Source organism: Aquimarina brevivitae, from assembly GCF_004216895.1.
In the GTDB taxonomy this organism is placed as follows: Bacteria; Bacteroidota; Bacteroidia; order Flavobacteriales; family Flavobacteriaceae; genus Aquimarina; species Aquimarina brevivitae.
This window is the reverse complement of the sequence record NZ_SGXE01000001.1, coordinates 630,109-643,586: the sequence shown is the minus strand read 5'-3', so window position 1 is coordinate 643,586 and position 13,478 is coordinate 630,109. Positions and strand designations below refer to the sequence as shown.

Below are 13,478 nucleotides of genomic sequence, written 5' to 3'. Positions count from 1 at the left end.
CTTATGATCTTTTCTTAATCCGTCTAATAGTTACCATTTGTACATTACCACCAATGGGAGGATTTATCTTAGAAACATCAATCTTAGCTTTTTGAACCATAGGTAGTTCCTCTAGTATTCGATCTAATATGCGTTCTGCTGCATGTTCTAGTAATTTAGATCGAATAGCCATTTCTTCTTTAACGATTTTATTTAAATGAACGTAATCAACAGTATCCGATAATGCATCGGTTTTTGCAGATTGTGTTAAATCAGCTTTTACGCTTAAATCTACGCGATAGTCGGATCCGATTTTTTTTTCCTCTACTAAACAACCGTGATAGGCGTATACCTTGATATTTTTTAGTTTAATATATCCCAATTTCTTTTTTAGCAAAGGTACAATATTAGGGATAAATAGGTCACACGACGCCTAGTTTTAATGGATTTAAGCTTGTAATTTTTAAGTTATAACGACAATAAATTTAGTAGCTTTGTGCTTTAATAGTATATCAACAGTTGACTACATTTTTATCGAATAAACATAAAGGGATGTCAGCTATTTATAAAGTAGGATAACGAATGACAGAAGATAAAAAGTCCTTAAATTTTATAGAGCATATCATTGAGGAGGATCTGGATAATGGAATGGATAAAAATGACTTACGATTCCGTTTTCCACCAGAACCCAATGGATATTTACACATAGGACATACAAAAGCAATAGGCATTAGTTTTGGATTAGGATTACGATATAATGCACCCGTTAATCTAAGATTTGACGATACCAATCCAGCTAAAGAAGAGCAGGAGTACGTGGATGCCATTAAAGAAGACATTGCTTGGTTGGGTTATCAATGGGCTAAAGAATGTTATTCATCGGATTATTTTCAACAATTATACGATTGGACGGTAGACTTAATGAAAGCTGGTAAGGCTTATGTGGATTCCCAAAGTGCTGATAAAATTGCAGAGCAAAAGGGTACAACAACGGAACCCGGTGTCAATAGTCCATTTAGAGATAGGTCAGCGGCCGAGAATTTGGATTTATTTGAACGTATGAAGAATGGTGAATTTAATGCAGGAGATCACGTTGTAAGGGCTAAAATTGATATGTCTGATCCTAATATGCTAATGCGAGATCCGTTGATGTATAGAATCCTTAAAAAGGATCATCATAGAACAGGAGACACCTGGTGCATTTACCCTATGTATGATTGGACGCATGGTGAGAGTGATTATATCGAGAGTATATCCCATTCATTATGCTCTTTAGAGTTCAAACCGCATAGAAAATTATACGATTGGTTCTTAGATCAAGTATACACGGATGGTGTGCGTCCTAAACAAAGAGAATTTGCTCGCTTAAATCTCAGTTACACGATTATGAGCAAACGTAAACTCTTAAAGCTTGTGGAGGAAAAGATCGTAGCAGGATGGGATGATCCGCGTATGCCGACAATATCAGCTTTACGCAGAAGAGGGTATACACCAGATGCAATACGAAAATTTGTGGAAACAGTAGGGGTGGCGAAGCGCGAAAATGTAATAGATGTTTCTTTACTAGAGTTTTGTATTCGTGAAGATTTGAACAAAAAAGCGCCAAGAGTAATGGCGGTTATAGATCCGGTAAAGCTTGTCATTACAAATTATCCTGAAGGTGAAGAAGAATGGTTAGATGCAGAGAATAATCCTGAAGATCCTAATGCCGGTAGTCGTAAAGTTCCATTTTCTAAAGAATTGTTTATAGAAAGAGATGACTTTAAGGAACAGGCGAGTCGAAAGTACTTTAGGCTTACATTAGGCAAAGAAGTACGACTGAAAAATGCATATATCATAAAAGGGGAGAAGGTTGTAAAAGATGCTTCAGGAACGATAACAGAGATCCATTGTACATACGATCCAAGGAGTAGATCGGGTAGTGGAACAGAAGAGTCTAAACGTAACGTAAAGGGAACCTTGCATTGGGTATCTATACCCCATGCTATTCAAACGGAAGTTCGTATATATGATCGATTGTTTATGCACGAGTCGCCTGATGGCCATAAGGAAAAGGATTTTATGGAGTTTTTAAATCCTAATTCTTTAACCATTACTACTGGATATGTAGAGCCAAGCTTAAAGAATGTAACAGCATTGGAACAGTTCCAATTTCAGAGAATAGGATATTTTAATGTAGATCCAGATAGTACACCAGATAAGTTGATTTTTAATAAAACGGTTGGTTTAAAAGATACTTGGGCTAAGCAAAGCACAGACAGCAATAAAGAAAAAAATTCGACTCCCGTTAAAAAGCAAAGTATTCCTAAAAGATCTGGTATTGATGAAATAAAGAAGCTTGGAAAAAAGTATACAAATGTTCCGGATAAAAAACGATTACTACTTAAAGAGAGTATTCAGCAAGCTGCAGATAATGTGGAGATAGAAGAATTGGAAGAATTGTATGGAACAGCTGTTAAAAAGGCAGGTACAAGAGCTGCAGTATTATTAGGTTTAGAGGTTTTATTAGATAAAAACGCTATGTTATTAGATGAAAATGCTAAGGAATTTATACAAAAAGCAGCGGAAGACGTTAATGAAATATTAGCTGAAGAAGGTAAGAGAATAAAAAATAAATTCAACATAACATAAGAAAAAAGCCTCTTAACAAGAGGCTTTTTTTTAACTATCTTCAGCAATTTGTTCATCTGCCGGTATGGAGATTGCGGTCTTAAAATTAGGAAATAGTGATTGTGTATCCGTATCATTTAATAATTTATTAGACTCTATAAAATACCATATTTCATTTTCTTGGTCATAAAATCCAAATAATGAACTCTTTAGTGTAACTTTTCTACCATTATAATCCATAAGTGTGGTAGTTTTAATCAAAGAGCGGTATTCATTGTTCTCTTCTTGAATGTCTGACACTTCTTCGATTTCGGATTCGAGAATACTTATTTTTTGTGCGGACATGGTGCGATAGGTATCTTCCATAGAAGAGATCATTTCATCTTTTCCAAAAGCATTTACAATTTTTGGATGAGAATGTTTTAAGATTAAATTATAATCCCGCTGTATGGTTGCCTGTGTAAATACTTCAGCATCGTTTTTGGCTGACTTTTTTAGTTTCCTCATACTTTGTGAAAATGATATTGAAGAAACTAATAATAAAGTAATAAGTAAATAATTTTTCATTATTATAAGTAATTATTATAGATTGGAATTGTGTTATTATTTTTTCTTATTAAAAATGATTTATTTAGCGTAGGTTTAAGAGGTTTATTTTTTTTACTTATATAATATGATTGATTATCTGCTAAACGCTGTTAAATGTAATTTATTTTATAATTTAACTTTTTATTAGCAAAATTAGACATATAAAATGAAAAACCCAACCTTATAGAGATTGGGTTTGTATTTTTAAGAGAATCGCAAGAAATTATTCTTCCTTTTGGTTATTCTTATTTTTTTGATTCTGTTCTTTCATCATTTCACCAATTTGGTTGGATGCAGAAAAAGAAGCAATCATATTATTTAACATATCACTTCCTGCTTGTGGTGTATTTGGTAATAATATCAGATTACTATTAGATTCTTCGCCAATCGATTGTAGTGTATCATAATGTTGTGTAACCACAATTAGGGCAGAGGCTTCTTGAGAATTGATACCAACATTATTTAATACTTCAACACTTTCTTCAAGACCTCTAGCAATTTCTCTTCTTTGGTCTGCAATACCCTGACCTTGTAAACGCTTACTTTCTGCTTCAGCACGTGCTTTAGCTACAATTTTAATACGTTCAGCTTCAGCTTCATATTCAGCCGCGATTTTTTCTCGCTCAGATGCATTAATTCTGTTCATAGCTGCTTTTACCTGTGGATCAGGATCGATATCGGTAACAAGCGTCTTAATAATGTCATAACCATAATTAATCATCGCTTCGTTTAACTCGGCCTTAACAGCAATAGCAATATCATCTTTTCTTTCAAATACATCATCAAGTTTCATTTTTGGAACTTCTGCGCGTACCACATCAAACACGTAGGACGTAATTTGATCATGCGGGTTTTCGAGCTTATAGAAGGCATCATACACTTTTTCTCTAATAACCTGATATTGTACAGAAATTTTTAGTCGTACAAATACGTCATCTTTTGTTTTTGTTTCAACGATCACATCTAATTGCTGTATTTTTAAGTTTATTCTTCCAGCAATGCGATCGATAATTGGAATTTTAAGCTGTAGTCCAGAACTTCGGGTACTGGCAAAACGTCCAAATCTTTCTATAATAGCAGAGGTTTGCTGCTTTACAATAAAAAAGATTGATAGAAATAAAAAAAACCCTATAATAAATAGTGGTATAAAAAATACGTATCCCATAGTAGTAAAATTTTAGTATTAACGGTATTTTGATAACGAAGCCTCGATTAGGATACGTTATAAGGTATACCGATATTAAATATAGTGATGTAAATAAGGGTTTAATAGTTTTTAGTAAACTTTATTTTCCTTATGTCTTATTAGTTGCTATAATTTGCTTTTTGTTACAAATTTTAACGTAACCAGCATTTTCCTTAAAACTAGAACTCCTGATGTTTAGTTTTTTATTCCTGATGATTAAGAAGGTTTTGAATTCGATTTATTGTTTCTTCTTTACCTAGGATAGAAGCAATATCAAATAAGTCTGGTCCTTGTAATGAACCCACAAAGGCTAAACGGAATGGCATCATGATCTTACCAAATCCAATATCTTTATTTTTAATCCAGCTTTTAATTTCATTGGCTAAATATTCCGAAGAATAGGTATCAATGCTATTAAGTTGCTGTATAAGTTCTTGCATTAATTCAGAAGTATCCTCTTTCCAAGCTTTCTTCATAGCTTTTTCGTCGTATGAAGTTGGTGTTACAAAGTAAAACTTGCTTAATTCCCATAGATCTTTACTGAATATAGCACGTTCTTTGATGGAGTTAGCAATTTTGGACAAATCTAATGTAGTTGAGATTTCTTTTTCATCTAGAATTGATTGCAATTGAGCGGTAAAGAAGTCGTTATCTTGAAGCTGTAAATGTTGTTGTTGAAACCATAATGTTTTTTCAGGATCGAATTTAGCACCTGACTTATTAACGCGAGATAAATCAAAACTTTCAATGAGTTCGTCCATCGTAAATAGTTCTTGTTCTGTCCCTGGATTCCAACCTAAAAAGGCTAACATGTTAATAACAGCATCAGCTAGATAGCCGTCTTCCTTATAGCCTTTTGAAAGGTGTTCAGTCTTAGGATCTATCCATTCAAGTGGAAATACCGGAAATCCTAACTTATCGCCATCTCTTTTGCTTAATTTACCTTTACCAACAGGTTTTAAAATTAGGGGTAGGTGAGCAAAGGCTGGTGTTTTCCATTCAAATGCTTGGTATAACAAAACGTGTAAAGCAAGAGAGGGTAACCATTCTTCACCTCGAATAACGTGAGTGATTTTCATGAGGTGATCATCTACGATATTGGCAAGATGATACGTCGGCATACCATCACTTTTGAATAGTACTTTATCATCTAGGGTAGAGGTATTAACAGTGATGTTGCCGCGTATTTCGTCTTGTAATTGTAATTCTTGATCAACGGGAGTTTTAAAACGAATCACATACGGTATCCCAGAATCTAGTTTATGTTGTAGTTGTTCCTCGCTTAGTGCCAAGGAATTGTTTAGTTGTTGACGATTATGCCAATTATAAATAAAGGTTTCTTTTTTGGCTTCGTAATCATTACGTAATTGTTCTAGCTCCTCAGCGGTATCAAAACTATAGTATGCTTTACCTTTGGACACCAATGTTAATGCATAATCCTTATAGAGGGATTTGCGTTCACTTTGACGATAAGGACCATAATCTCCACCTTGTTTAGGTCCTTCATCAATGTTTATTTTACACCAGGCAAGAGCTTTTTGAATGTAATCTTCCGCACCTGGTACATATCTTGTTTGATCAGTATCCTCAATCCTTAGAATAAATGTGCCTTGATGTTTCTTCGCAAATAAATAGTTATATAAAGCGGTGCGTACACCGCCAATATGTAGTGGTCCGGTTGGACTTGGTGCAAATCTTACTCTTACAGAATTCATAGTTATGTGATAAATTTGGTAGCAAAGATAATACCTTGTAATAGCTTTTAAAATTTATACCAACGATAAATGTTATGCATATGTTGCTGGTACCATATGTTTAGGTACACGTTTATTCATAATCTTAAACCATAAAGGAGGTATTAAGCTGAGTAGCATAGAACCTGGATATCCATATGGTAGTTGTGGACTTTGTTCGTGGTGCGCTAGGATTTGATATTTTTTATGTGCTTTAAAATGATGATCACTGTGACGCGTAAGCTCATAGAGTACAATTCTTCCTAAGGTGTGATTGGAATTCCAGGAATGAATCTCCGCTACACGTTCAAATCTACCGGATGCTTTTTTATTTCTTAATAAACCGTAATGTTCTATATAATTTATGGTTTCTAAGAGTAGAAAACCAATCATACCAGAAAACAAAGCTACCAACAACCCTTTGGTATCAAAAAGTAAATATATAGCAGATAAATAGAATATTGTAATAACTAAAAAACAGAGCATATCGTTGTAAATAGACCAGAAGGATTTATGTTTAGATTGCAGAAGTTGTAGTTGAATTTTCCAAGCATTAATATATTGATAGGGAATTGATTTCAACCAGAAGATGTATATAGGTTGATTTAATTTGGCGGTTGCAGGGTCCTTTTCCGTAGCAACATGAATGTGATGACCGTGATTGTGTTCAATAAAAAAATGCATGTATAAGGAGGGTAGTAATAATAGCTTACCAATAAATCTTTCCGGTGTTGGGCGATGACCTAATTCGTGTCCTACATTGATACCGTTAGTTCCTAATACGATTCCTGTGCTAAAAATAATTCCTATAAGTTCATAGTTATCTAACGTAGTCGTATGTGTTAAGTAAAGTGCATATATCAAAATACCATGGGTAAGGGGTAGATTTAGATATAATAACCAATCGTAAAGTTTATCCTTCTTTTTTGCTAAAGCTTCTTCTTTGGTTGGATTTAGTTTTGATTGTGGTAATAGTTGTTCAAGTATGGGCAGTAGGACAAAAACATATATGGGTGTAAGATAGGTATATAGGTTTTGCAAATAAATAGCAATGGCAGCGGTTAAGGGAACAGTATAAGCCAGTAAGTATTTGACACTTTTCATAATTCGCTTATTTTAAAAGAGTTGTATTTAGTATAAATATAACAATACTATTAAAAATAAAATTGTAGTTTTAAAAGTTAAATTGGTTACTCTATGGAAAACTTTAATGAGGTAGTTCAACGCCTTGAAGGTTTTATAAAAAAATATTATCTAAATGAACTGATCAAAGGAGCAATTCTTTTTGTTTCAGTAGGAGTTTTATACTTAATTGTTATTGCATTATTAGAAAACTTCCTTTGGCTAAGTTCCACAGGAAGAATCGTAATATTTATACTTTTCATTACGGTCGAAGTGTTGTTATTTATAAGATTTTTAGGCTGGCCGTTACTAAAGCTTTTTCGAATTCGGAAAGGTTTATCCAAAGAACAAGCATCACTGATCATAGGAAATCATTTTCCTAATGTAAGTGATAAATTGATTAATGTATTACAATTACATAATAGTGCTAACAGGTCAGCATTGTTACTGGCTAGTATTGAACAAAAAGCTACAGAGTTAAGACCAATACCGTTTAGTAAGGCAATTCAGTTTAGTTCTAATAAGAAATATTTAAAATTTCTGTTTTTACCCTTAGGCGTTATAATTTTATTATTGTTAGTTAACAGAATTAACTGGATATCAAACGGTTATGAAAGAATCATCAATTATAATGTGGCTTATGAACGTCCAGCTCCTTTTAAGTTTATAATTGCTAATGATTCTTTAACTGTACATCAAGATAAGGATTTTACATTAGTGGTAAGTACAGTGGGTACAGTTGCCCCTCAAGATGTTTTTATAACCTACAACGATGAAACCTATTTATTACAAAATAAAGGGGATGGTACTCATGAATATACCTTTGTAGAACCAGATCAAAATATTTCATTTGCGTTAAATGCTAATGAAGTTTTTTCGGGTGACTATGTATTACAGGTTGTTGCAGTTCCTAGCTTATTAGATTTTGTGATGGAATTAGAATATCCATCATACACTTCCAAAGCGAATGAGGTCATAAAAAGTAGTGGTAATGCAGTGGTTCCTGAAGGAACAAAAGTACTTTGGAAAGCAAGTACTCAGAACACTACGGAAATGCAATTAAAAGCAAACGATTCTATGTATCTGTTTGATAGACGAGGAGATAATTTTAAATATGAAATGCGCTTATTTACCAATTTAAATTATGAACTAACAACCTCGAATGATCAAATTGCTCAGTATGATAAATTAGGATTTGCTATTACTACGATAAAGGATCAGTATCCGGAGCTATTCTTACGATCTCAAAAGGATTCTACGGCCAATGAGGTGATATATCATAATGGTAAGGTAAGTGATGACTATGGGTTAACAAAACTTCAACTGGTGTATTATCCAGTTGATACCAATATAGAGAAAAACCGAATACAACTACCAATTAGTAAATCTGGCTATGATGAGTTTTTTTATGTTTTTCCAGATACTATTTCTTTAAAACCTGGTGTTGCCTATGAATATTTTTTCGAAGTATTTGACAATGACGTGTTGCATAACTATAAGAGCTCTAAATCACAAGTTTTTCAATATCGAAAATTAACTAAGGATGAGGAAGAGGTAATTCGATTGAATCAACAAAATTCAATGATTAGTCAACTCAATAAATCGCTTGAAAAGATAAAGAATACAGATGAAAATATAGATGAGTTGAATAAGTTACAAAAGGAAAAACGCACCTTAAATTTTGAAGATCGTCAAAAGCTTAAAAGTTTTCTACAGCGTCAAAAATCGCAGGAGAAAATGATGGAACAGTTTACCAAACAATTAAAGAAATCTTTGGATGAAGAAGACAAAGATGAACCTTTTAAGGATGCGCTAAAGGAGCGTTTAGAACGTAATGAGGAACGCCTAAGAAAAAATCAGGAGTTGCTGGAGGAATTAGAAGAATTAACTGATAAACTTCAAAAGGAAGAACTAGGTGAAAAGTTAGATGAACTTGGAAAGGAAAATAAAAACATTAAACGAAATTTAGAACAATTACTGGAACTAACAAAGCGGTATTATCTATCTGAAAAAGCTCAAAAAATCGCAGATCAATTGGAGAAATTAGGAAATAAACAAGAGGAACTATCTGAAAAACAAAGTAAGGATAGTAAGGAGCAAGAAGATATAAACAAAGCATTTGATGAATTAAAAAAAGAATTAGATGAGTTGCGCCAACAAAACGAAGACCTCCGTAAGCCTATGGATGTTTTGCCAGAAGAGAATTTAGAAAAGCAAGTAGATGAAGAGCTTCAAAACATAGAAGATGCAGAAGAAAATAATGATAGCGATTCTAAACGGCAAAGTCAAAAAGCAGCGGGTCAAAAGATGAAACAAATGAGCCAGGCTATGGGACAACAAATGCAAATGGCTGGTCAGGCGCAACAAATGGAAGACATGCAAATGCTCCGACAAATATTAGATAATTTAGTGGATTTTTCTTTAGAGCAAGAAGGTCTAATGAAAGAGGTCAAATCGATTGGAATTGATAATCCGCAATACTCTCAAAAGTTAAAAAAGCAAAGTGTATTACGCGAAAATTTTATACACATAGATGATAGTTTATACGCTTTAGCAATGCGTACTCCACAGATCACGGATAAGGTTACAGAGACATTAACAGATGTGGAATTTAATATCGATAAAACATTAGAACGGTTAGCAGAGAATCGTGTTATTCAAGGAACCGCAAACCAACAATATGTGGTGACTGGTGCCAATGAATTAGCCTTTTTATTGAGTAATGTATTGGATCAAATGCAAAACAGTATGTCTTCTTCAGGTAAAGGTAAGAGTGGTCAGAATGAATTTCAATTACCAGATATTATACAGAAACAGGAACAATTGGAAGGTCAAATGAAGGATGGAATGAAACCTAAGGAAGGTGGTCAAAAGGAGGGAAAGGAACCTAATGGGCAAGAGGGGAGTAAACAACAAAAAGGTAAAGGAGAACAAAATGGCAAGGAAGGAAAGGATGGAAAACAGGGACAATCTGGTAAAGATGATGGTGATAAAAAAGGAGGATCTAAAAATGAGAAATTAAATACCGAAGAGGAAAATGAAGCCTTATTTGAGATTTTCAAGGAGCAACAAAAACTTAGGAACGAGCTAGAAGAACGGATTAAACAGGAAGGGTTAGATAATAAATTAGGCAGTCAAATTTTAAAGGAAATGGAGCGTGTAGAGCAGGAGCTTTTAGAGAATGGAATCAATGAAAACACATTGGAGCGAATGGCAAATCTTAAGCATCAATTAATCAAATTGCAGGAGGCTACTTTAAAGCAAGGAGAAGATAACAAGAGGGAAAGCGAAAGCAATAAAAAGGAATTTGAGCAACAAAGAATCGAGCAACTAAAGCGCGCTAAAGAATACTTCAATACTATTGAAATATTAAATCGACAAGTATTACCTTTGCGGCAAAATTACAAAGAGAAAGTAAAGGAATATTTTAAGGATAATGATTAATTATTTTTACGAGACTGATTTTAGCCTAGATAATGAAAACACATTTAGTGCGTGGCTTCAAAAGGTCGTTGATTCTGAAGGAAAATCTACAAACGAAATCAATTATATTTTCTGTGACGATGATTATTTACTACAAGTAAATAAAGAGTATCTGAACCATGATTATTATACGGATATTATCACTTTTGATACTTGTGTGGGTAATGTTTTAGGTGCTGATATTTTTATTTCAGTAGACAGAGTAAGGGAGAATGCAGAGAGCTTGAATGTTGATTTCAACAATGAATTATTGAGAGTAATGGTGCATGGAATATTACATCTTTGCGGTTATAAAGATAAGAGTAATGATGAGGCACAAGTTATGAGAAGTAAAGAAGACGAAAAAATTAATATGTTCCACGTGGAACAATGAGTTAGAAATTATAAACTGTTCCACGTGGAACAATAGTATAAAGTTATGTTTGAAAAGGAATATGATGTTATAGTAGTAGGAGGAGGCCACGCGGGTAGCGAGGCTGCTGCAGCTGCTGCTAATTTGGGTTGTAAAACTTTATTGATTACAATGAATTTGCAAAACATTGCACAAATGAGTTGTAACCCTGCTATGGGTGGCATAGCAAAAGGACAAATTGTTCGAGAAATTGATGCTTTAGGAGGTTATAGCGGAATTGTTAGTGACCGCACAGCTATTCAATTTAAGATGTTGAATAAATCAAAGGGTCCTGCGATGTGGAGTCCCAGGGTGCAAAGTGATCGCATGCGTTTTGCAGAAGAATGGAGATTGTTATTAGAGCAAACTGCAAACCTAGATTTTTATCAAGAAATGGTTAGTGGACTGTTAATTGAGAAAAATAAAATTGCTGGTGTAAGAACTTCTTTGGGTATAGAAGTAAAAAGTAAATCAGTCGTACTGACTAATGGTACTTTTTTAAATGGTTTAATTCATATTGGTGAAAAACAATTTGGAGGAGGACGTGCAGGAGAAAGAGCAGCTACAGGAATAACAGAAGAATTAATTGATTTAGGTTTTGAAGCTGGCCGAATGAAAACCGGAACACCACCAAGGGTAGATGGAAGATCATTGGACTTTTCAAAAATGGTGGAACAACCCGGTGATGAAACTCCAGATAAATTTAGTTACACTAACTTAACTCAACCTTTGGGAAAACAACGATCGTGTCATATGACATATACATCGCCTATAGTACACGAATTGTTGCGCGAAGGTTTTGATCGTTCTCCTATGTTTAACGGAAGAATTCAAAGTATCGGTCCTAGATATTGTCCGTCGATAGAGGATAAAATAAATCGTTTTGCGGATAAGGATCGACATCAAATTTTTGTTGAACCAGAAGGATGGGATACGGTAGAGTATTATGTAAATGGATTTTCAACTTCTTTGCCAGAGGATGTTCAATTCAAAGCATTGCGTTCGGTTGCGGGTTTTGAAAACGTAAAATTCTTTAGACCGGGTTATGCAATCGAATATGATTATTTTCCACCAACACAGTTAGCACATACTTTAGAAACTAAAATTGTGGACGGTTTGTATTTCGCAGGTCAGATTAACGGAACGACAGGATATGAGGAAGCTGCGTCTCAAGGTATGATTGCAGGTATAAATGCTGCATTAAAAGTTAAAGAAAAAGATCCTTTTATATTACAACGTAATGAGGCATACATTGGTGTCTTAATTGATGATCTTATAACAAAAGGAACGGAAGAGCCATATCGAATGTTTACTTCGCGTGCAGAGTATAGAACATTGTTACGACAGGATAATGCAGATTTTAGATTGACGCCTAAATCTTATGAAATAGGATTAGCGTCATCGGATCGTATGAAACGAATGGAGGAGAAAAAATCGAAATCAGATGCCTTCTATCAGTTTTTTAAAGAGACAAGTGTACAGCCCGAAGACATCAACCCTATTTTAGAAGCAAAGAATTCTGCTCCGGTTTCTCAGAGTGGTAAAATGTTTAAAATATTTGCTCGACCTCAAATTAGTTTAGACGATCTTAAGGAAATTGATCAGGTTTCAGATTATATTGATACACACGCATTGGATAATGAGATTTTGGAACAAACCGAGATTCAGGTAAAATATGCTGGATATATTGAAAAAGAAAAAAATAATGCTGATAAATTAAATCGATTAGAAGATGTAAAAATTCCAAAAGATTTCGATTATTCTAAATTGAAGTCTTTGTCTTTCGAGGCAAAAGAAAAAATGTCAAAAATCAAACCAGCAACGGTTTCTCAGGCTTCCAGAATTAGTGGTGTTTCTCCAAGTGATATTTCTGTGTTGTTAGTTTATATGGGTAGGTAATGAAAAACAATTTTATCTATTGTAAGCAAAGAAAACCGTTAAAAGGAAAAATTATTTCTTATGTGTTCTTTTTGGTAACGCTAGTCTTTGCATTTCAGTCTCAAGAAGAGCTCACTTTACGAATATTTATGTTTCTAATTGGATTATTAGTTCTTGGTTTGTCAACCAGTTATAGGATTAGTGCTAATTTTCAAAACAAGAAAGTCTACTCGGTTTTTAATGTGCCACTGGTGAAGTTAAAATTAAAAATACCTTTTCCTGATTATATTTCGATATCATCAGGTTCTTTTTCTTCGGATAACACCTATAGTTCAGTTGCTGCATTAGGGACTAAGGAAGTACACCAAAATTATGCGTTGCGTTTTTTTACCGGAAATAAGAACAATAGAATATTTATGTCGGAGTCTTATGTGGATGTTACGGAAAAGGCATCACGTTTGTCTGAGCTATTACATGTAGAAATATATGATGCCACTAAAAACTAGTT

10 protein-coding genes are annotated in these 13,478 nt (G+C 33.9%); 5 read left to right on the top strand and 5 right to left on the bottom strand.

The genetic code is table 11. The features are described from left to right. Nucleotide 1 precedes the first annotated feature (1 nt). Nucleotides 2–361 carry a dihydroneopterin aldolase gene (gene folB / locus EV197_RS02620; protein WP_130285184.1) on the bottom strand — a complete coding sequence of 120 codons (360 nt, stop codon included), beginning with the start codon at nt 359–361 and terminating at the stop codon, nt 2–4. Nucleotides 362–561: 200 nt separating this feature from the next. On the opposite strand from folB, the gene EV197_RS02615 reads away from it, so the two are divergent. Beyond that, nucleotides 562–2,610 (top strand): glutamine--tRNA ligase/YqeY domain fusion protein, encoded by a 2,049-nt coding sequence (locus tag EV197_RS02615; protein WP_130285183.1) that lies wholly within the window; start codon nt 562–564, stop codon nt 2,608–2,610. Between the two features lie 30 nt (nt 2,611–2,640). Here the strand turns inward: EV197_RS02615 and EV197_RS02610 are convergent, their stop codons facing one another. The 4 genes from EV197_RS02610 to EV197_RS02595 form a co-directional block, all read right to left on the bottom strand. Further along, nucleotides 2,641–3,096, bottom strand: a complete 456-nt coding sequence (locus tag EV197_RS02610) for a hypothetical protein (RefSeq protein ID WP_130285182.1) — start codon at nt 3,094–3,096, stop codon at nt 2,641–2,643. Between the two features lie 304 nt (nt 3,097–3,400). After that, nucleotides 3,401–4,342 carry an SPFH domain-containing protein gene (locus EV197_RS02605; protein ID WP_130285181.1) on the bottom strand — a complete coding sequence of 314 codons (942 nt, stop codon included), beginning with the start codon at nt 4,340–4,342 and terminating at the stop codon, nt 3,401–3,403. A 224-nt stretch (nt 4,343–4,566) separates the two neighbouring features. After that, nucleotides 4,567–6,078 (bottom strand): glutamate--tRNA ligase, encoded by a 1,512-nt coding sequence (gene gltX / locus EV197_RS02600; RefSeq protein WP_130285180.1) that lies wholly within the window; start codon nt 6,076–6,078, stop codon nt 4,567–4,569. A gap of 72 nt (nt 6,079–6,150) precedes the next feature. Continuing rightward, nucleotides 6,151–7,200, bottom strand: coding sequence for an alkane 1-monooxygenase (locus EV197_RS02595; protein ID WP_130285179.1), 1,050 nt, complete (start codon nt 7,198–7,200; stop codon nt 6,151–6,153). Nucleotides 7,201–7,293: 93 nt separating this feature from the next. On the opposite strand from EV197_RS02595, the gene EV197_RS02590 reads away from it, so the two are divergent. Genes EV197_RS02590 through EV197_RS02575 form a run of 4 tightly spaced genes read left to right on the top strand, consistent with a single transcriptional unit; the run spans nt 7,294 to nt 13,476 of the window. After that, nucleotides 7,294–10,662 carry a DUF4175 family protein gene (locus tag EV197_RS02590; RefSeq protein WP_130285178.1) on the top strand — a complete coding sequence of 1,123 codons (3,369 nt, stop codon included), beginning with the start codon at nt 7,294–7,296 and terminating at the stop codon, nt 10,660–10,662. After that, a complete protein-coding gene (gene ybeY, locus EV197_RS02585; RefSeq protein WP_130285177.1) occupies nt 10,655–11,074 on the top strand; it encodes an rRNA maturation RNase YbeY in 420 nt (139 codons plus the stop codon). Before EV197_RS02590 ends, ybeY begins: the two co-directional genes overlap by 8 nt. Before the next feature lie 45 nt (nt 11,075–11,119). Further along, nucleotides 11,120–12,991 (top strand): tRNA uridine-5-carboxymethylaminomethyl(34) synthesis enzyme MnmG, encoded by a 1,872-nt coding sequence (gene mnmG / locus EV197_RS02580; protein WP_130285176.1) that lies wholly within the window; start codon nt 11,120–11,122, stop codon nt 12,989–12,991. After that, on the top strand, nt 12,991–13,476 hold the full coding sequence (locus EV197_RS02575) for a hypothetical protein (protein WP_130285175.1): 486 nt from the start codon (nt 12,991–12,993) through the stop codon (nt 13,474–13,476). Before mnmG ends, EV197_RS02575 begins: the two co-directional genes overlap by 1 nt. Nucleotides 13,477–13,478 lie beyond the last annotated feature (2 nt).

Bases quoted from the DNA above. Each gene is read 5' to 3' on its own strand.
- EV197_RS02615 (WP_130285183.1), top strand. From the start codon at position 562: ATGACAGAAGATAAAAAGTCCTTAAATTTTATAGAGCATATCATTGAG.
- EV197_RS02610 (WP_130285182.1), bottom strand. From the start codon at position 3,096: ATGAGGAAACTAAAAAAGTCAGCCAAAAACGATGCTGAAGTATTTACA.
- EV197_RS02605 (WP_130285181.1), bottom strand. From the start codon at position 4,342: ATGGGATACGTATTTTTTATACCACTATTTATTATAGGGTTTTTTTTA.
- gltX (WP_130285180.1), bottom strand. From the start codon at position 6,078: ATGAATTCTGTAAGAGTAAGATTTGCACCAAGTCCAACCGGACCACTA.
- EV197_RS02595 (WP_130285179.1), bottom strand. From the start codon at position 7,200: ATGAAAAGTGTCAAATACTTACTGGCTTATACTGTTCCCTTAACCGCT.
- EV197_RS02590 (WP_130285178.1), top strand. From the start codon at position 7,294: ATGGAAAACTTTAATGAGGTAGTTCAACGCCTTGAAGGTTTTATAAAA.
- ybeY (WP_130285177.1), top strand. From the start codon at position 10,655: ATGATTAATTATTTTTACGAGACTGATTTTAGCCTAGATAATGAAAAC.
- mnmG (WP_130285176.1), top strand. From the start codon at position 11,120: ATGTTTGAAAAGGAATATGATGTTATAGTAGTAGGAGGAGGCCACGCG.
- EV197_RS02575 (WP_130285175.1), top strand. From the start codon at position 12,991: ATGAAAAACAATTTTATCTATTGTAAGCAAAGAAAACCGTTAAAAGGA.